Origin of the sequence: Streptomyces sp. STR69, from assembly GCF_024519455.1 — a bacterium.
Classification (GTDB): domain Bacteria; phylum Actinomycetota; class Actinomycetes; order Streptomycetales; family Streptomycetaceae; genus Streptomyces.
In genome coordinates, this window is the sequence record NZ_JALJRY010000013.1 from 22,117 (window position 1) to 39,459 (window position 17,343).

Here is a 17,343-nt window from a genome sequence, read left to right on the forward strand (position 1 = left end):
TGTGGGACAGGAGCGGGATGGCGCAGAGGTCCGGCCACGGTCGGCGCCGCAAGCCGGGAGCCGCGCCGGACGCGGCGCTGGCGGCGCACGTCGGCATGGGCGGGACCATGTCCACGATGCTGCTCATGATGGTCGCGTGACAGTCGGGGACGACTGATCGGCGCGACGGCGCAAGTGCGCATCCGCCCGGAGCGCAGAGCAACGCAGTGGGCGTCGCCATCACCACGAACCCACACCTGCGGAGGTGCTTCGTATTCGGCGTCCAGGACGGCGAGAACGGATCCGCGCAACCCAGGTGCCTGGGCGGACTCGAACCCCGCGATCCCCTGCGCGGGCCGCCCGGCGAGCGCTCTCCACACACCCCTGACGTTGCTCTGGCACGATCTTCGTAGCCGGAGATCATCGGAGTCCAGCCGGGCGACAAGATCACCACCGCCCACAAGGACTCCCAGGCACACCGTCACAGCGACCAGGGCAGCGTCTTCGGCACCGGGAGTCTCTCCGGTGGGAAGTCCGGAACGCTCACCGCGCTGCCGAAGTCCGGTCGTTACGCCTTCGACTGCGCCCTCGACACGAACACGAAGGCCACACCGAACGCCCGTTGAGGCATCGAAGACCGTGGTCGGCGCCGGCACCTCGCGCGGGCGCCAACGGAGGTCAAACCTTCGAGTCAGCGAACGCGGGGGCATACGCGCCACCGTCCGAGTTCGGGCCGCCCTGACACCGAGCAGGCCGAAGGAGGACCGCCTTGGTTTTTCACCGGATTCCCACTCGCTGTCGCCTCGATGTGAAGTTGCCATCCCAGACCACAGGTTCTGCTATGCAAATTAGATATATGCGTGTCGGCCGGACGGGGCCGTGTGTGTAGCACCACAGGTGGCGGTATACCCCTAGGGGGTATACCGTTGGCCTCCAACGGAGAGGTGAGGAACGACATCCCTCCCGGCGAACCACCCCACGCATCCACACCTGAGGAATGAGCCATGACCACCGAGACGAACTCCGACTCCTGCTGCGGTACCGGTTCCTGTGGGTCCGGCACCACCGTCGACGTCCACGGCATCGGCGTCACCACCGTCTACAAGGTCTCCGGCATGACCTGCGGCCACTGCGAGGGCGCCGTCTCCCAGGAGATCTCCGCCCTGGACGGCGTCACCGCGGTCACGGCCGTCGCCAAGACCGGCGAGGTGACCGTCACCTCCACCGCCCAGCTCGACGAGGAGGCCGTCCGTGCCGCCGTCGACGAGGCCGGCTACGAGCTCGTCGGCCACGTCTGACGACTCCGTCGGGGCCCTCCCCGGCAATGCGAATCCCTCCCCGCGCCGGGACGTGCCGCTCCGCCGATACGGACGCCGTGCGTCCCGGCCTCCCCTGGAGATACGCCCATGACCAGCACAACTCCCGAGAAGGCAGTCCCCAAGGCGGCACCCGCGCCCGCCAACGCGGTCGAGCTCTCCATCGGCGGCATGACCTGCGCCTCCTGCGCCGCCCGCATCGAGAAGAAGCTCAACCGCATGGACGGCGTCACCGCGACCGTCAACTTCGCCACCGAGAAGGCGAAGGTCTCTTATCCGGCGGGTGTCGAGGTCGCCGAGCTCATCGCCACCGTCGAGAGGACGGGCTACACCGCCGAGGAACCGCCCGCACCCGCTTCCGCCCCCTCCCACGAAAGCGAGGGCGTTGAGGCGGCAGACGGTGAACTGATGTCCCTGCGGCAGCGACTGTTCGTGTCGCTGGTGCTCACCGTGCCCGTCGTGGCGATGGCGATGGTCCCTTCCCTGCAGTTCGACAACTGGCAGTGGCTGTCGCTGACCCTCGCCGCTCCCGTTGTCGTCTGGGGTGCCTTCCCCTTCCACCGGGCCGCCTGGACGAACGCCCGGCACGGCGCCGCGACCATGGACACACTGGTTTCCATCGGCACACTCGCCGCGTTCGGCTGGTCGCTGTGGGCGCTGTTCTTCGGGCACGCGGGCATGACGGGCATGCGGCACGCCTTCGAGTTCACCATCGCCCGAACCGACGGCTCCTCCTCCATCTACCTGGAGGCCGCGGCCGGCGTGACCACGTTCATCCTGGCCGGGCGCTACCTGGAGGCGAAGTCCAAGCGCAAGGCGGGTGCGGCGCTGCGGGCGCTGTTGGAGCTGGGCGCGAAGGACGTCTCCGTAGTTCGGGGCGGCAAGGAAGTACGCATTCCCGTCGCGCAGTTGGGCGTCGGTGACCACTTCGTCGTACGCCCCGGCGAGAAGGTCGCCACCGACGGGACCGTCGTCGAGGGTGCGTCGGCGGTGGACGCCTCCATGCTGACCGGCGAGTCCGTGCCGGTGGATGTGACGGTCGGGGATGCCGTGACGGGGGCGACCGTCAACGCCGGAGGCCGCCTGGTTGTCGAGGCTGCTCGGATCGGGGCCGATACCCAGCTCGCGCGCATGGCGAGGCTGGTCGAGGACGCGCAGAACGGCAAGGCCGAGGTACAGCGGCTCGCCGACCGGATCTCCGGCGTCTTCGTCCCCGTCGTCATCCTCATCGCCCTCGGCACCCTGCTGACCTGGCTGGTCGTCACCGGGGACGCCACCGCTGCTTTCACCGCGGCCGTCGCGGTACTGATCATCGCCTGCCCGTGCGCCCTGGGCCTGGCCACCCCGACCGCCCTCATGGTCGGCACGGGCCGCGGTGCTCAGCTCGGCATCCTCATCAAGGGCCCCGAGGTCCTGGAGTCCACCCGCCGCGTCGACACCGTCGTCCTCGACAAGACCGGCACGGTCACCACGGGCCGCATGCGGCTCCAGGACGTGTACGTCGCCGAGGGCGTGGACAGGGACGAACTGCTGCGGCTGGCAGGCGCGTTGGAGCGCTCCTCCGAGCACCCGATCGCCCAGGCCATCGCGGCCGGTGCCGCCGAACTGGTTGGAAGCCTGCCCGTTCCGGAGAACTTCGAGAACGTCGCCGGACTCGGCGTCCAGGGCGTCGTCGACGGACACGCCGTACTCGTCGGCCGCGAGAGGCTCCTCAAGGAGTGGGTCATCGACCTGCACCAGGAGCTGGCCGAGGCCAAGGCCGCGGCGGAGGCCAAGGGCCGTACGGCGGTCGCCGTCGCCTGGGACGGCGAGGCGCGCGGCGTGCTCACCGTCGCCGACGCCGTCAAGGAGACCAGCGCCGAGGCGGTGGCCGAACTGCGCCGGCTGGGCCTGAAGCCCGTCCTCCTGACCGGCGACAACCAGCTCATCGCCGAGTCCGTTGCCAGGGCCGTCGGTATCGACGAGGTCATCGCCGAAGTCCTCCCCCAGGAGAAGGTCGACGTCGTCAAGCGACTGCAGAGCGAGGGCCGTACCGTTGCGATGGTCGGCGATGGCGTCAACGACGCTGCCGCTCTCGCCACCGCCGACCTGGGCCTGGCCATGGGCACCGGAACCGACGCGGCGATCGAGGCGGGCGACCTGACTCTCGTACGCGGCGACCTGCGCGTGGCCGCCGACGCGATCCGCCTCTCCCGCCGCACGCTGGCCACCATCAAGGGCAATCTCTTCTGGGCCTTCGGCTACAACGTCGCCGCACTCCCCCTCGCCGCCTTCGGAATGCTCAACCCGATGATCGCGGGAGCCGCGATGGCGTTCTCGTCGGTCTTCGTGGTGACCAACAGCCTGCGGCTGCGGTCCTTCAAGTAGGTGCGCGAGCCGCACGGTTGACCAAGGCGTCCGGCCTTTCCGGCCGGGCGCCTCGGCGTCGGGCCACCTAGGACCCGTCCGAGCGGAACTTCTTCAGGCGGGCGCACAGCACCTCGCCCAACAGCGTCAAGGTGGCTGTGGACAGGCTCAGACGGAGCTGGTGGACAGCTTCCCGCATACCACCGGGCGGGGCTGTTGGTCTCCTTCACCCCAATCCCAACCACCGCCAGGGGCAGCTTGGTTACACCCCTTCTTCTGATGTCCCAGGCCGGCGGTGCACACGTCCTTGGCCATCACCGACCCGTCTGCGGCCCTCACCACCTGCAAGATCCGCCGGTCCTCCTCCGGCAACACCCGCCGAACAGGCCGCGCCGCTGGTCGGGCCGTGCGCCGAGTCGCCTTGACCTCAGTCGAACCCACATCGAGGGACCCCGGCCGACGACGCGGCCCTCATCGAGAACGCGTGGCGGCGACCAGGTAAGCCGTCCCCGGCCAACGGCAGAGACCCCGACCGATGGTGTCCGCCGGCCGTTGGTGCCGACGCGTCCATCGGGAGACGAACCGATCGAATGGCGGGACCGAGGGGGTCAGATCGTAGTGGACGAGGTCGACGGGGCAAAGCCCGGCTTCCCGCATCCGCCGCCGCAACCGCCCGGCCGGGAGCGCTCGGATACCGGACTTCGGCACACCGTGCCTTCGCTCCGGGGGCAGGCCGAGCACACTCTCGGCCTGGCCGAGCAGACGAAGCAGCGGCCAGTACACCCCCCATTCGAACAGGCGGTACGGGCTCAGCGGGTTCAACATACTGACGAGAACGAGCCCATCCGGGCGCACGACGCGGCCAAGTTCCCGCAAGACCGCGGAAGGGTTGCAGTACTCCAGCACCCCCATCGCGACCACGACGTCGAAACTCGCATCCGGGAACGGCAGCGCCTCTGCCCTTCCGACGGACAGTTCAACCTCGGCACCCGCCGTGCGGCCCACGGCCTCGGCGATCATCGCGGGCGCCCTGTCGACGGCAGTGATCCGGAAAACGCCGGGACGAGTGTCGAGCACACGCCGCACGAACATCCCTGGCCCGCAGCCGACATCGAGAAGATCGCCACCAGGACATCGATCCAGGATCTGGAATACCGCATAGAGCCTGGAGGAGAAGTACCGCTTCGCGGGCCCCGAGCCCTGATACGAGGCGGCATAGGCGGCAGCGAGAGACGGATCATCGAACTGAATACGGCCGCCGTGACCGGACGCTTCTGGATCCGCACCCCTCGAACACATCTGAGCGGGACCGCTCATCACGACGCCCCAGTTCTCTTTGCGACGTCCCACCGTCGACCTCCTGCCCGAGTGATCAAAACTCAGAAGCTACTAAGTAGAACAGTAGTTCACTCCACGTCGGTCGGCCATGTCCCCCGTTCCGCGAAGGCGCTCACTCTCTACGCGACAGCGGAAAGCAGCCGGGATCAGGGGCCGAGATCGTGTCGAGCAGTTCCCCGCCGCAGTTGGCTTCGACACGGAAGCGGCACGCGGGGGGCGGACATCCCCCACGAGGAGTGCGCCGTCCGGGTTCAATCAACGCAACGGCCGCTCGCTGCTGGAGTTCCCAGGGGAAGTGCCGCTTCGATCGACGCTCGACGAAACCTCACAGAACGCCTCCGCGCCCGAGCCGTGATCGACGCAGTGGAGACGACGGCCGTGCAGGGAGAAGTCCCTCCCCTTCACGCCCGGTTGACGTGCCGCCAGCCGAAGAGGCGGGCCTGGCGCAGTTGTCCGCGCAGGCAACGGCACGCGGACGCGGGAGGACGGGCACGGGTCGTCCCCCTTGCCGAGGGGCCGAGGAGTGCGCGCACGGGCAGCGGTCCGTGGGGGCCACCTCACTGCCCCCCTGCCCGTGCACGCGGCCGGTGGTGCTCTTTCGCCGCAGACACCGCGCCGCTGCGTCGCCGGGGAGTTCCAGAGCCCAGGAATGACACAGCAGTGCGGTTCGATGGGGGCACGTCCCATCCCTCTTACGCCCGGAAATACTAACTTGCTTAATTGATGCTCGCACCCCAAGCCGCCAATTCCCAGCCTCGGCCCACCGATCCGTTCGACACACAGCGGAGCAGGACGGGAGGCGGAGTTGCCGGATCAGACACAGCGGCGACCGAAGTTGATCCAGTTCACCGCCGACTGCATGAGCTCGTCAGGCACCGGGGACAGGGCACACATCCGCGGCTCCCGTCCCCGCCCGCTGCGGAGTCGGCTGACGTCGTTCCGCCGGCCGGGACGACGTCAGCCCTTCGGCCGATACCGTCGGCATCCTCGCCCGCGGGCTCCACGATCCTCAACGAGGCAAGAGGCACTGTCGGACTTGCGGCGCTCCTCGTCCGGCAGGCTCCAGGCCAGCTCCACCGTTAAGTTCAGGCCGCCTGAGCCGCTCGACCCGAAGGAGTCAGGGCTCGCCGAATACAGCACCGAACACAAGGGCGGGATCACGTGCGCAGCAGTCGCGCGATGGCCCGCGAAGCTTCGGCGACCTTCTCCTCGGCCGTATCTCCTCCGGCCACCATGGCCTCGCGCACGCAGTGGTCCAAGTGCTTCTCGAGCAGTTGCATCGCCACTGCCTGCAAACCCTTGGTAGTGGCTGCCACCTGGGTGAGCACGTCGATGCAGTACCGATCCTCCTCCACCAGGCGCTGCAGTCCAAGTATCTGCCCCTCGATGCGGCGGAGGCGCTTGAGGACGACGTCCGTGTCGTCGCGGTAGCCCGGTGGCGCCTGCTCAACCTCGACATGTTCAAGTTGCCCAATACCCCCCGCGGGTATTACATATCGACGTCGGACAGAAGGCGAACGGACCTCTGCACAGCGGGCAGCCCGCATATCGCGGAGGTAGGAGGTCAAGACCGACAACCTGGTGGAGGTCGGCCGCTTCATCGACGAGGGCGGCAACAACTTCCGGGGCGTCCAGACCTTCAACTCCTACGACAGGGAGTACGTGGCAGCCTCCGATCGAGACTTCGGGCTCTACATCATCGAGCACACCGGTCACCGAGGCGGTCTGAGCACAGCGGGGTACCCAACAGCAAAGAGCACTCGGGGCCACGCCCCGCACCGGAACCTTGTACGCCCGTCACCCGACGTCGACCGCGTCGGCTCCGGGCAGGCACCTGACATGACGAACCTCGCCTTGAGACACAGGCCGAGCACCTGCTGGAGGAGAATTCGGCAACCCCGCCGCGCACACCGATCGACAGGGACAGCCCGAACCAGTCGACGACAGCTGTCGGGCACCACATGGTGAAAGATACCCTCCAGGGGTAATGGAGCAACGCCCGCCACCATCGCCCGCCCGCGACTCAGGGCGGCGAGTTCGATCCGCTCCTCCCGCGGGACCCCGGATCCGATACACCGACACGGATTTCCTAATCTGCTTAGAAGAATCCGCCAATCTGTCGGCGAAGAAGACAGCAGTGCCCCCCGCGGCCCCCCGCACCCAATCCGCCCTTGCAGCGCCACCGCCGGGCCTAGGTGCCAACCGCACACGGGCACGTCGCCGAACCCTGCGGCGGGCAGCGGGTCTGATCGCGCCAGCGAGCCTACTGGTGGCCGCGTGCGGAGAGGGCACGACCTCGGGCTCGCCGGACACGAGGAGGGTTGCCCGCTCCAGCACGCAGCAGTCCCTCACCCAGCACCCGGCATGCAGCCGACCCGCGGCGCCGACGCCCAGCGGAAAGACGATCAACGGCGACCTGCTGGAACTGGCCGACCTGCGCGGCAAGGTGATCGTGCAGAATATGCGGGGCTCGTGGTGCGCGCCATGCCGGGCCGAGGCCCCGACCCGAAGAAGGCATCCGACGACACACGTGACCTCGGCGTACGGTTCGTCGGCGTCGACACGCGCGACAACGACAGGGCGGCCAAGGCCTTCGAACGGACCTACGGCATCACGTACCCCAGCTTCCGCGATCCCGACGGCAAGCTGCTCCTGGGCTTCAACGGCCGCATTTCACTGTCTGCCGTTCCCAGCACCGTGTTCATCGACCGCGACGGACGCATCGCCGTCCGCATCATCGGCCCGACGACGGACACGACGCCGGCCGAGCTACGAAGGATCGCGCCGCGGAGAAGGCGAGGCGGAACGACGGAGGTGCGGCCAAGTGATGCTCGCCGCCGCCGGCGAAACGGTCACTTCAGGCCCGCTCGCCCTCGCCCTCGCCCTCGCCCTCGTTCTGGCCTTCGCGGCCGGAGCCCTGTCCTTCTTCTCTCCCTGCCGCCTTCCCCTGGTTCCGGGCTACCTCTCGTACGTCGCCGGAATGTCCGGCGCGGGTGCCGCCGAGGCCAACAGGCGCACGGCGCGATGGCGGGTCCTGGCCCGCCGTCTTCTCTTCGTGGTCGGCTTCGCCGCCGTCTTCACCAGCTACGGCGCGCTCACCATCGTGCTCGGCCTGGTCTTCGCCGGACTGCTCGACGAGAAGGTGCCGTGGGCCGGGTTCAGCCGGCGACCCTCCTTCCGTCCCGGCGCGATGCACCGCTTCACCTGGGCACGACGCCACGCACGAGCTGTGATGCGCTTCGGCGGAGTGCTGCTGGTGACGGTGGGCGTCATGCAGGCGACCGGCTGGTGGGGAAAGCTGATCGCTCGGCTCCAGACACTGATCACCGGCTTTCAACTGCCGCTGTGAACCGCGGGCCGCCCTGCTCAGGGGTGGCATCGACCCACAGGTTGATCTAAGTTGCTTAGTAAAAGAGTCGTTTGGCGGGCCCACGCGCGACACTCCGCCCACCGGGAGGTCCCACATGCCTCAGTTCCTGTATCCGCTGCTGCTCCTGGCCTGCCCGCTCGGCGTGGGCCTGATGACCTGGCTGATGCTGCGCGGCGGCTCGCGCACCTCGCGGCGGGCGGGATCGTCCGCCACCCGGGCGGAACTGGACGAACTACGCAAGAAGCTCGCCGAGCTGCGCGCCACCCGCGAGGACACCGGCCAACCGCTGCGGAACTGAGAAGGCTTCCGCCTTCCGAACTTGATCACCTGGAGACGGGGGCCTGCTCGATGAGGGCAGCAGACAGGAGGACGTCAGTGTTGAAGTCGGGGGTCAAGCGGCTCTTGGGACGTGCTGGATTCGACATCGTGCGCAGCGCCAACAACCTGGGGGGCGTCGACGACTTCATCCCGTTCGAGGCAACGATGCGGGCTGCGCGGGCGGCCGGCCTGTCGGTCGGTGACCACATCGACGAGGTCATGAATGGGACGCCAGGCGCCACCCAGTCCACCATCGATGAGCTACGCGCTCTCGGCGTCTTCGCTGCCAACCCGAACACGGTACTGGAGATCGGCCCCGGCTCCGGACGGTACCTGGAGAAGACTCTGAAGGAGTGTTCACCGGACCGCTACGAGATCTACGAGACGGCAGAGCCCTGGGCCGACTACCTGGTGGACACATTCAGCGTGGTCGCCCAACCGACCGCAGGATGCAGTCTGTCCCCGACACCCGACGGCAGCATCGACCTCGTTCAGGCCCACAAGGTCTTCAACACCGTGACCTTCCTCTGTGCCTCCCGCTACTTCTTCGAGATGGCACGCGTCACGCGACCCGGCGGCCGGATCGTCTTCGACGTGATGACGGAGACCTGCCTGACCCCGGCCGCGGTAAGCGCCTGGGCGACGCAGGGCGGCGCGGGTCACGGCTCCTACCCAGCCGCCCTCCCTCGCCGGACATGCGTGGACCTCTTCGCGACCCTCGGCTGCAGCCTGGAGGCCAGCTTCCTGGCACCCATGGGCGTCGCGACTACGGAGGTGCTTGTCTTCACAAAGGAGGCCTGACTCTTGAGCCGGAGACCGACAGCCCGATGGCCGCGACGGCGGTGCTAGGCACCGTGCTCTTCGCCGCAGTGCTCTACGACAGCCGACCCCTGCTCACTGCACGCCAGACCCTCCGACCCGGGTGAGTAATTGTCAAGATGTATGGATGAGCAAGCTCGGGCAGGGCTTGACTCGTTAGTCAGCCGTGAGGTTGCTCGATTCCTCCCCGCGATACGGTATCCATCGGTATCCGGGCCGGAACACTTCGTAGTCGGCGCTCAGGCCAAGTTCCGCATGCAGCTTTTCGCTGAGCACGAGCCCGTGGATGCTGCCGTCGTTCAGTTCATCTGACCACTCGTCACTGAGCTCAGCAGGGTCCAGGAGTGATTCCGGATCCCAGCCGACCTTGGCGGCGACATATCCGTGGAACTGCGCGAGCAGCTCGTAGAGTTGGTTTCCCAGTTCGGTCAGCTCTGCTGCGGTGAGCTGGAATCTGGGGAGGCTGCCGTCCAGGCCACAGTGCCAGCTGACGGCCGTGGGCAGGATCGAGAGCTCGATGTATGAGCCCGCCTTTGCCAGCATCGGCCGATGGAGAGGGATGCGGTGGGTGCCCGCGCGAAGCACCCGTGGCTTGGGGTCGATGCGAGCGGCAACCTGTGCCGCCTCGGCGTCGTCGCCGAAGTTCACCACGAGTTCGAAACAGATCGCCACGGTTCTTCTGCCTCCCCAGCCCCACGACCTCACGCAGCCCGTGTTTCGGTACGTTCGACGAGGATCCCATTCTCGAACCTGGCGCCTGCACGGACCAGGGCGACGAGGTGGGCTCCGGTGACCGCGCGCCAGCGGGCCTGGGCGAACTCGACGTTGAACACCATCGCGAGGGCTGCGGCCGGTCTGCCGGCGCCGCGGGTGACCTTGGTGCGGAGTTTGACGGTGGAGAAGGTCGACTCGATCAGGTTCGTTGTCCGCAGGTGGATCCAGTGCTCGGCTGGGAAGTCGTAGAAGGCCAGCAGTTCGTCCTGGTCGTCGGTGATCTTCGAGACGGCTTTGGGCCACTTGGCGCCATAGGCCCTAGCGAACGCTTTGATCTGTCCACGTACTCTCCGATGTGGCAAGGGCAAGGGCAAGGCCGTCGGCCTGAGTAGTCATACCCACCGCTTCCGTCACACCAAGCTGACCCGGCTCGCCGAACTCGGCCTGCCCGTCCACGTGTTCATGCGCTACGCCGGGCACGCCACCCCGTCGATGTCGATGCACTACGTCGCGGCCCGCCAGGAACACGCCGAGCAGGCGTTCCTGGCCACCGCCAAACTCAGGGCCGACGGCACCCACGTCGTCTTCTCCCGCAACGACCACGACAGCCTCCACCTGTTCAACCGTGCCGACCGGTTCCTGCCCCACGGCTGGTGCATGCTGCCGCCGATGCAGTCCTGTGAGAAAGGAAACGTCTGCCTGACCTGCTCAGTCTTCGTGACCGACTCCTCCCACGAGGCGGCGCTGGAACGGCAGTTGACCGAGACCACCGCACTGATCGACCGCTCCACCACCGCCTTTCAGGAACGACACGGCCGCCCGATGACCGAAGACAACGTCTGGCTCCTGCAGCGGCGAGCCGAGCACGCCGCTCTCGAGAAGCTGCTGGACACCATCGGCTCACAGCCTGGCCGGGCGGTCCAGGGCGCCGGCTGCGGCACCGCCCCCGCCGGCCCCGTCCCGATCAGTCTCGATCTCGACCGTCACCGAAGGACTCGGCCATGACCGACGCCCGCACCAAACGCACCCAGACCCTCACCGCCGCCGCGAAGGCGAAGTCGCAAGCCAAGACGAAGGCCGCCGAGCAGGCGATCCGCGCGCTCATCAAGCGCGGCGAACCGATCACCTTCCAAGGTGTTCAGCGCGAGGCAGGCGTCTCGCATGCCTTCCTCTATAACCACCCCGACCTGCGAGGACGCATTGAACGCCTGCGGTCCCAAGCCCGCACTGTTCCTGCACCGGCCGCCCCCGCCGACGCGGAAAGCACCCTCGTTCTCGCTCTGCCCAGCCAGATCACGCGCCTGAAGCAGCAGCACAGAGAAGAAGTACAGGCCCTGCGGGACGCGCTGGAGCAGGCCCATGGCGAGAACCTCGACCTACGACGTGAACTCGCCCGCCGCGGCCTGCCACAGGCGGCCATCGCCGAAACGAAGTAGCGGCCGGTCAGCACCGTGCCGCAGGATCAACCTCGTGGAGACAGTGGTGCAGTGGGTTCGCACGTCTTGGACCAAACAATCCCGCGGCGGGCTCGAAGCCGCGCGTCGGAACGCGACCCCGACGGCCTTTCCGTTGCCGCTCGGCTCGCCGCCCTTCATGCACGAGGTTCTGCGATCAAGGCCAGAACCCAGGCGATCAACCAGCTCATCGGCCTACGGGTAACCGCTCCCGAACCTCTGCGTGCATCGCTCACGGGGCTCACCCGTACTGCCCTGTTCAACTGCTGTCTCCGGCTGCGGCCGGCAGCTGATCTCACCTCTCCCATCGACGCCGCCCGCTATGCACTGCGGCAACTGGCACGCCGCATCCGCATGTTCACCGAGGAGATCGACGAGGTCACCGAACGCCTGGCAAGGCTCACCACGTCCGCCGGGCCTGAGCTCGTCGCACTGTTTGGCGTGGGCACCGAGACCGCCGGTCAGCTCTTGGTCACGGCCGGCGACAACCCCGAACGCCTGCGCACAGAGGCCGCGTTCGCCGCTCTGTGCGGCGCCGCTCCAGTTCCGGCTTCCTCCGGACGCACGGACGGGCACCGACTCAGCCGAGGCGGGGACCGTCAGGCCAACCGTGCCCTCCACATGATCGCGGTGGTCCGGATGCGTTATTGCCCCCGCACGCGCGCCTACGTTGCACGCCGCACCCAACAGGGACTGACCAAGAAGGACATCATCCGTTGCCTCAAGCGCTTCATCGCCCGCGAGGTTTACCACGCCCTCACTCGCACACACCCCGGCAGCACTACCTAAGCGACTTGACTTCTATAGGAGCATCAAGGGCTATCAGGGTGCCGGAGGCACGGTCCGTGTTCCCTACCGAGGCCGGTGGGAGACGCTCTCCACAGGTCAGCAGGCAGTCAACCGGTCCCACGCGAGGATTCGTGCCCTCGTCGAGCAAGCCGTCGCCACCCTCAAGTAGCTCACTACGTCCATGCCTCGATTCCGGTCCTCAACTCCCGGCAACTGCAATATGGATTGGGCACTGCGGGGCAAAATGGTTGTACTCCCCGACTTGATGTCCGGGACAAGCATCCACCGATGTGGTGCCTGCGTTGATCTTCGTACGATGTGCCAGTGGAACTTCGGCAGCTTCGCTACTTCGTTGCCGTCGCGGAGGCCCTGCACTTTGGGCGCGCGGCCGAGCGACTACACATCTCCACGCCCACGCTCAGCCAGCAGATCAAGGCGGTCGAGCGCGAGATCGGCGCGCCGCTGCTGATCCGGCACAGTCGCGGCGTACGGCTGATGCCCGCGGGAGAGGTCCTGCTTCATACGGCCAAGGAGGCGCTGCGAGCGACCGACCACGCACTTCGGGAGACGCGCCGCGCAGCGGGTGTCGACGACCCGGTACTGCGCTTCGGGCTACTGAACGGGGTGCCGCCGTGGCTCCCGGGACAGATCGAGGAGCTACTGGCCGACCACGTGCCAGGCTGCCGGATGACACTGCTGGGCGGCACGACCGCGCAGCAGCTCGCGATGCTGGAGGGCGGCGAGGTCGACCTCGCACTGCTGCGCGTCCCGTCCGCGTCGCCCGAGGGCGTACAACGGGTGGAGGTCGCCGAGGAGGAGCTCGGCGTGCTGATGTCGGCGGCCAATCCACTTGCCGCACGAGAGGTCGTTGATCCGACCGATCTCGCCGGCCATGAACTGATCCTCTTCGCGAGAGAGTTCGCGCCCGACGTGCACGACGCGATGGTGAACCGCCTGCACGCCCTCGGCGCCGATGTCGCTCTCAGCGAGAGCGCGATGCCTCATGCGCAGTTGCGCGCCGTGCTACCGCTGCGGCCCGCTGCGTTCAGCCTGAGCTCGGCTCGCGCCGTCTCGCCGCCAGACCTTGTCTGGCGGCCGCTCCGGAACGCCCCACTGTCGATCACGTACGCCGCCGCATGGCGCACGGACAGCCACAATCCGGCACTCCGCGCCCTCCTGCCCATTCTGACCAGGAACGTTAGTCTGCGCCGAACGACCATTCGATAACACGACGTGGACGCACGATCAGGCTCGATGATCCGGTAGGGCCATGACCACAGAACACGTCATCATCGTCGGTGGTAGCTCCGGCATGGGACTCGCGCTGGCCGAGACCCTGCTCTCCGAGGGTTCCGAGGTCACCATCGCCTCCCGCTCCCCCGAACGCCTGGAAGAGGCAAGGCGCTCTCTTGCGTCGGATCGCGTACGGACCGTTCAGGCCGACATCACCCATGAGAACGACGTCGCGCGCCTCTTCAACGAGCCCGCAGACCACGTTGTGACAACCGCGGTCGACGGGGCCGGCGCCTATCAGCCCATCGCCGAGTTCGACGTGGCCACGGCCCGCGGGGTGCTCGACTCCAAGCTCATCGGTGCTGTCCTCCTCGCCAAGCACGCCGCCCCTGCCCTCCGGCCCGGCGGATCGATCACCCTTACTTCGGGCATCGCCGCATACCGTCCCAGCCCGCGCGGCTCGATGGTCGCGGCCGTGAACGGAGCGCTCGCCTCGTTCGCCCGCGCGGCTGCCTTGGAGCTGGCCCCGATCCGGGTGAACGTGATCTCCCCGGGCTGGGTCGACACCCCGGTGTGGGATCTCATCTCAGGCAGCGGCAAGGCCGCAACCTTGGCCGCCAAGGCCGAAGCCCTCCCCGTCGGCCGCGTGGGCCGCCCTGAGGACATCGCCCACGCCACCGTGGCGCTGATGCGCAACGGCTTCATCACAGGCACCGTCCTGCACGCCGACGGTGGCCACCGCCTTGTGTAATCAGTCGGCGGGACGATGTCCCGATCATTGAGGACGGGACATGAGATATCGCCTCTCCAACGCGAAAGGGCTGTACGCCCTTCGTGTCTGAAGTGGCGAGTGTGTCGCATCCGGTGAGGACTGCGGCCCTTCATCCCCGGGCCTTCCTCGCCATCCGCCTCAACCACCTCAAACCGAGGTTGGAAAGAGCTCACTGCTACAGCAAGGGAATCCGGCTTTCTCGCAAGATTGAGCAGGCGTGCTTCGATGATGTGGGCTGCCGGATCATTACCGCGAACCGAAGAGTCGACCATTCTACGCTCGCTCGGTTCATCAGACGTCATCGGGCGGCTTTGAAGCTACTGTTTGTGCAGGCCCTGGCGGTGTGCGGTCGCCAACAGGGTCTGGTGAATCTGGCGGCTGTTGCGGTAGACGGCTCTCCCATGTTGGCAAACGCCTCACGCGGTTCCAACCAGCGCCTGCAGCGGCTTGAGAGCGTCATCTCGGAATGCGAAGCCGAGATCGACTCGATGCTCGACGACTCACTGGAACTCACCGGATTTTGTGAGGCGGTAGGCGGAACAGACGCGGATACCGAGGTGGCGCCGAATGAGTGGCCCCAGCTTTCGCGATTACTCGACCGGCGAAACCGGGCAGTCGTGGCCAGAGAGAGGCTGTTCGAGCGGGCTCTTCCTTCGGCTGGGGAGATCCGGCTCAAGGTCGAGGCCGCCGAGCGCATGGTGGCCCGGGCGGAGAAGCGACTGACCGCAGAATCTGAGGCTCATCAGAAGAAGCTGGAGGAGTACGCCGCGCGAACCAGTGCGGATCTGGCGGCGGGCCGCCGCGGGGCCAACGGCCGGCCGCCAGTGCCGATGGAGCACAAAACCGTAATCGTGCGGCAGCAGGAACGACTGGTCAGAGCCCAGGCATGGCTTGAGCGGGCCCGCAGCCCAAGACCTGTTCCTTCCCCGACCGCCCGGGCCTCGTTCAGCGACCCTGATTCACGGATGATGCTCAGCAAGCACGGCGGGTTCGTCCAGGGCTACAACATCCACATAGCGTGCGCCCGCCGCCAGTTCCTCCTGGCGATCGAGATTCAGGACAACCCGTCCGACATGACAGCCCTCGTCCCCATGGTGAACAAGACACAGGTCAACCGCCTTGCCGCCGGGATAGAGCAACCCATCCTGCTCTGGCTCGCCGACAGTGGATACGCCTCTACCTCGACATTCGAGGCCCTCGCTAATGTCCCGCTGCTGGTCTCGGTGACCAGCGAGGCCCACCAGGCAGGTTTCGAAGCGAAACGCGAAGGCCCTCGCGGCGGCCAGCACGAGATGTCAGCCCGCCTCGCCACACCTCTGGGCCGGCAGCAGTACCGACAGCGAAGTGCCCTGGTCAAGCCCGGATTCGCCCAGCTCTTCCAACGTTTCGGACGTCGGCTCAACTACCGCGGACACGACGGCGTGGACACCGAGATCAAACTCCTCGGGGCGGTCCACAATCTCAGCAAACTCTTCGACCACAAGACCAGAACAAGCTCTTGACCCCTGCCGGACAGTAGTTACGCGGCAGCCTCTGCCCGTTCTCACGAACCCCGCGAAACCCTCCCGCCCCGGCCCCGGACGCCCACCCGGCCGCCCCAACTACCGGAAAGCCCCGTCTACAACGTGGGAAACGCCCTGCTCGAGAACGATCAACGAACAGACGAGCGACACCCCGAACGGTCAGCCTCTTGAACACCGCACGTTTTATCGCAAGCTAAGACGACAAGGAACAAGGTCGGCGCCTGGATCACAAGATTCTGGAACGCGCCCGGGGCATCCGACCCGCTTGTGGCGGCCTCAGCTACGTTGACGGCATGGCCGCGGAAATCGCCGAGTACGAACTGACCGACCCCTGGACGGGCTTCATCGCCGAGCCTCCAGCGGGTAGCGGCAGTGCGGGTGTACTTGTGCTGTCCGGATCGAGCGGCCGGATCGAGCGCGAACGCTGCCGGCTCTTCGCTCGTGCCGGCGTGACCGCAGCGACGGTCCGGTGGTTCGGCGGGCCCGGGCAGCCTCCCGGCATCTGTGAACTTCCTCTGGAAACCCTCGTAGAGGCGACTGTTCTGCTGCGCGAGCGCGGTGCCGAACGTGTCAGCATCCTGGGGCTCTCGAAGAGCGCCGAGGCGGCGTTGCTGGTGTCCACACTCTCAAACTGCGCTGATGCCGTGATCGCGCTTGCCCCCTCGTCGGTCGTGTGGGCCAACGTCGGCCCTGGACACGACAGCCGGGATCACCCGTACCGATCCAGTTGGACCTGGCAGGGACAGTCCCTGCCCTTCGTCCCCTATGACGAATCCTGGCTCCCGCCGGAGCCTTCAGACACGCCGGTCGCCCTGCTCGACTGGTATGAATCCAGCCTCATGGCATATCAGGACCGCCTCGGCCTTGCGGCCATCCCGATCGAGAAGACCGACGCCGATCTGGTCCTGATCGCCGGCGGCGCCGACAAGATGTGGCCGTCCTTGCGGTTCGCCCACGAACTCGCCGACCGGCGTACCACGGCCGGACGCGAAACGATTGTGACCACCCACATCGACGCAGGCCACCGCATCACCTTCCCCAACGAGGTACCACCACCCCCCTCCACTCGCTTCGACCACGGTGGCACCCCCGAAGCCGGCGCGGCACTGGGAGCGGCCGCCTGGCCACACGTCATGGCAGCCATCCACGGCATCTGAACACCCCGGGCACCACCAACCAGGAAAGGGCGGCGAGCCGGCCCAGCACGGTGGGGAGTCCGTCTTCGGCGACCCGGCCCCATGGGACGACGAACCGGCCGTCACCGACACCCGCCTCTACGGCAAGGCCACCGCGCGCCTGCGACCGGCGCACCCCCGGCCGACCCGCCACGCTGCCGCACTCGGCCACGACGGCCCCTGCCGATCATCGAAGA

16 protein-coding genes and 2 pseudogenes are annotated in these 17,343 nt (G+C 67.3%); 14 read left to right on the forward strand and 4 right to left on the reverse strand.

The window, feature by feature from the left end:
* Window positions 1-17 precede the first annotated feature (17 nt).
* The 3 genes from OC490_RS24205 to OC490_RS24215 all read left to right on the forward strand — a co-directional run bounded on the left by OC490_RS24205 (window position 18) and on the right by OC490_RS24215 (window position 3,662).
* Window positions 18-140: a hypothetical protein gene (locus OC490_RS24205; RefSeq protein WP_262060086.1), complete on the forward strand. Its 123-nt coding sequence runs from the start codon at window positions 18-20 to the stop codon at window positions 138-140.
* 843 nt (window positions 141-983) lie between these two features.
* A complete protein-coding gene (locus OC490_RS24210; protein ID WP_262060087.1) occupies window positions 984-1,277 on the forward strand; it encodes a heavy-metal-associated domain-containing protein in 294 nt (97 codons plus the stop codon).
* Between the two features lie 108 nt (window positions 1,278-1,385).
* Entirely contained in the window at window positions 1,386-3,662 is a 2,277-nt protein-coding gene (locus OC490_RS24215) for a heavy metal translocating P-type ATPase (RefSeq protein ID WP_262060088.1), read from the forward strand.
* Window positions 3,663-4,112: 450 nt separating this feature from the next.
* On the opposite strand, the gene OC490_RS24220 is transcribed toward OC490_RS24215, so the two are convergent.
* Complete coding sequence (locus OC490_RS24220) at window positions 4,113-4,991, reverse strand: class I SAM-dependent methyltransferase (RefSeq protein WP_262060089.1); 879 nt, start codon at window positions 4,989-4,991, stop codon at window positions 4,113-4,115.
* A 1,145-nt stretch (window positions 4,992-6,136) separates the two neighbouring features.
* Complete coding sequence (locus OC490_RS24225) at window positions 6,137-6,547, reverse strand: metal-sensitive transcriptional regulator (RefSeq protein WP_262060090.1); 411 nt, start codon at window positions 6,545-6,547, stop codon at window positions 6,137-6,139.
* Between the two features lie 1,259 nt (window positions 6,548-7,806).
* On the opposite strand from OC490_RS24225, the gene OC490_RS24235 reads away from it, so the two are divergent.
* The 3 genes from OC490_RS24235 to OC490_RS24245 all read left to right on the forward strand — a co-directional run bounded on the left by OC490_RS24235 (window position 7,807) and on the right by OC490_RS24245 (window position 9,468).
* Complete coding sequence (locus OC490_RS24235; protein ID WP_262060091.1) at window positions 7,807-8,328, forward strand: cytochrome c biogenesis CcdA family protein; 522 nt, start codon at window positions 7,807-7,809, stop codon at window positions 8,326-8,328.
* 115 nt (window positions 8,329-8,443) lie between these two features.
* Complete coding sequence (locus OC490_RS24240; RefSeq protein ID WP_262060092.1) at window positions 8,444-8,647, forward strand: hypothetical protein; 204 nt, start codon at window positions 8,444-8,446, stop codon at window positions 8,645-8,647.
* Window positions 8,648-8,697: 50 nt separating this feature from the next.
* Window positions 8,698-9,468 carry a class I SAM-dependent methyltransferase gene (locus OC490_RS24245; RefSeq protein ID WP_262060093.1) on the forward strand — a complete coding sequence of 257 codons (771 nt, stop codon included), beginning with the start codon at window positions 8,698-8,700 and terminating at the stop codon, window positions 9,466-9,468.
* 174 nt (window positions 9,469-9,642) lie between these two features.
* On the opposite strand, the gene OC490_RS24250 is transcribed toward OC490_RS24245, so the two are convergent.
* Window positions 9,643-10,158, reverse strand: coding sequence for a hypothetical protein (locus OC490_RS24250; RefSeq protein ID WP_262060094.1), 516 nt, complete (start codon window positions 10,156-10,158; stop codon window positions 9,643-9,645).
* Between the two features lie 29 nt (window positions 10,159-10,187).
* Window positions 10,188-10,535: pseudogene (locus OC490_RS24255) on the reverse strand (transposase); the annotation flags it as partial.
* On the opposite strand from OC490_RS24255, the gene OC490_RS24260 reads away from it, so the two are divergent.
* The 8 genes and pseudogenes from OC490_RS24260 (at window position 10,531) to OC490_RS24295 (ending at window position 17,128) form a co-directional block, all read left to right on the forward strand.
* Window positions 10,531-11,205 (forward strand): tyrosine-type recombinase/integrase, encoded by a 675-nt coding sequence (locus OC490_RS24260; protein ID WP_262060095.1) that lies wholly within the window; start codon window positions 10,531-10,533, stop codon window positions 11,203-11,205. The pseudogene OC490_RS24255 and the gene OC490_RS24260 overlap by 5 nt on opposite strands.
* Window positions 11,202-11,636 (forward strand): DUF6262 family protein, encoded by a 435-nt coding sequence (locus OC490_RS24265; RefSeq protein WP_262060096.1) that lies wholly within the window; start codon window positions 11,202-11,204, stop codon window positions 11,634-11,636. The genes OC490_RS24260 and OC490_RS24265 overlap by 4 nt, the downstream gene beginning before the upstream one ends.
* Window positions 11,637-11,687: 51 nt before the next feature.
* On the forward strand, window positions 11,688-12,443 hold the full coding sequence (locus OC490_RS24270; RefSeq protein ID WP_410098912.1) for a transposase: 756 nt from the start codon (window positions 11,688-11,690) through the stop codon (window positions 12,441-12,443).
* Between the two features lie 25 nt (window positions 12,444-12,468).
* A pseudogene (locus OC490_RS24275) lies at window positions 12,469-12,609 on the forward strand (IS5/IS1182 family transposase); the annotation flags it as partial.
* Between the two features lie 158 nt (window positions 12,610-12,767).
* Window positions 12,768-13,670 carry a LysR family transcriptional regulator gene (locus tag OC490_RS24280; RefSeq protein ID WP_262060097.1) on the forward strand — a complete coding sequence of 301 codons (903 nt, stop codon included), beginning with the start codon at window positions 12,768-12,770 and terminating at the stop codon, window positions 13,668-13,670.
* A 43-nt stretch (window positions 13,671-13,713) separates the two neighbouring features.
* Complete coding sequence (locus tag OC490_RS24285; RefSeq protein WP_262060098.1) at window positions 13,714-14,427, forward strand: SDR family oxidoreductase; 714 nt, start codon at window positions 13,714-13,716, stop codon at window positions 14,425-14,427.
* Between the two features lie 83 nt (window positions 14,428-14,510).
* The gene (locus tag OC490_RS24290) at window positions 14,511-15,950 is read left to right on the forward strand and encodes a transposase (RefSeq protein ID WP_262060099.1); all 1,440 of its coding nucleotides are present in this window, start codon (window positions 14,511-14,513) and stop codon (window positions 15,948-15,950) included.
* 314 nt (window positions 15,951-16,264) lie between these two features.
* Window positions 16,265-17,128 carry an acyl-CoA thioester hydrolase/BAAT C-terminal domain-containing protein gene (locus OC490_RS24295; protein ID WP_262060100.1) on the forward strand — a complete coding sequence of 288 codons (864 nt, stop codon included), beginning with the start codon at window positions 16,265-16,267 and terminating at the stop codon, window positions 17,126-17,128.
* Window positions 17,129-17,343 lie beyond the last annotated feature (215 nt).

Excerpts from the sequence above, each read along its gene's own strand:
- OC490_RS24205 (WP_262060086.1), top strand. The coding sequence starts at position 18 with ATGGCGCAGAGGTCCGGCCACGGTCGGCGCCGCAAGCCGGGAGCCGCG.
- OC490_RS24210 (WP_262060087.1), top strand. The coding sequence starts at position 984 with ATGACCACCGAGACGAACTCCGACTCCTGCTGCGGTACCGGTTCCTGT.
- OC490_RS24215 (WP_262060088.1), top strand. The coding sequence starts at position 1,386 with ATGACCAGCACAACTCCCGAGAAGGCAGTCCCCAAGGCGGCACCCGCG.
- OC490_RS24235 (WP_262060091.1), top strand. The coding sequence starts at position 7,807 with ATGCTCGCCGCCGCCGGCGAAACGGTCACTTCAGGCCCGCTCGCCCTC.
- OC490_RS24240 (WP_262060092.1), top strand. The coding sequence starts at position 8,444 with ATGCCTCAGTTCCTGTATCCGCTGCTGCTCCTGGCCTGCCCGCTCGGC.
- OC490_RS24245 (WP_262060093.1), top strand. The coding sequence starts at position 8,698 with ATGAGGGCAGCAGACAGGAGGACGTCAGTGTTGAAGTCGGGGGTCAAG.
- OC490_RS24265 (WP_262060096.1), top strand. The coding sequence starts at position 11,202 with ATGACCGACGCCCGCACCAAACGCACCCAGACCCTCACCGCCGCCGCG.
- OC490_RS24285 (WP_262060098.1), top strand. The coding sequence starts at position 13,714 with ATGACCACAGAACACGTCATCATCGTCGGTGGTAGCTCCGGCATGGGA.
- OC490_RS24295 (WP_262060100.1), top strand. The coding sequence starts at position 16,265 with ATGGCCGCGGAAATCGCCGAGTACGAACTGACCGACCCCTGGACGGGC.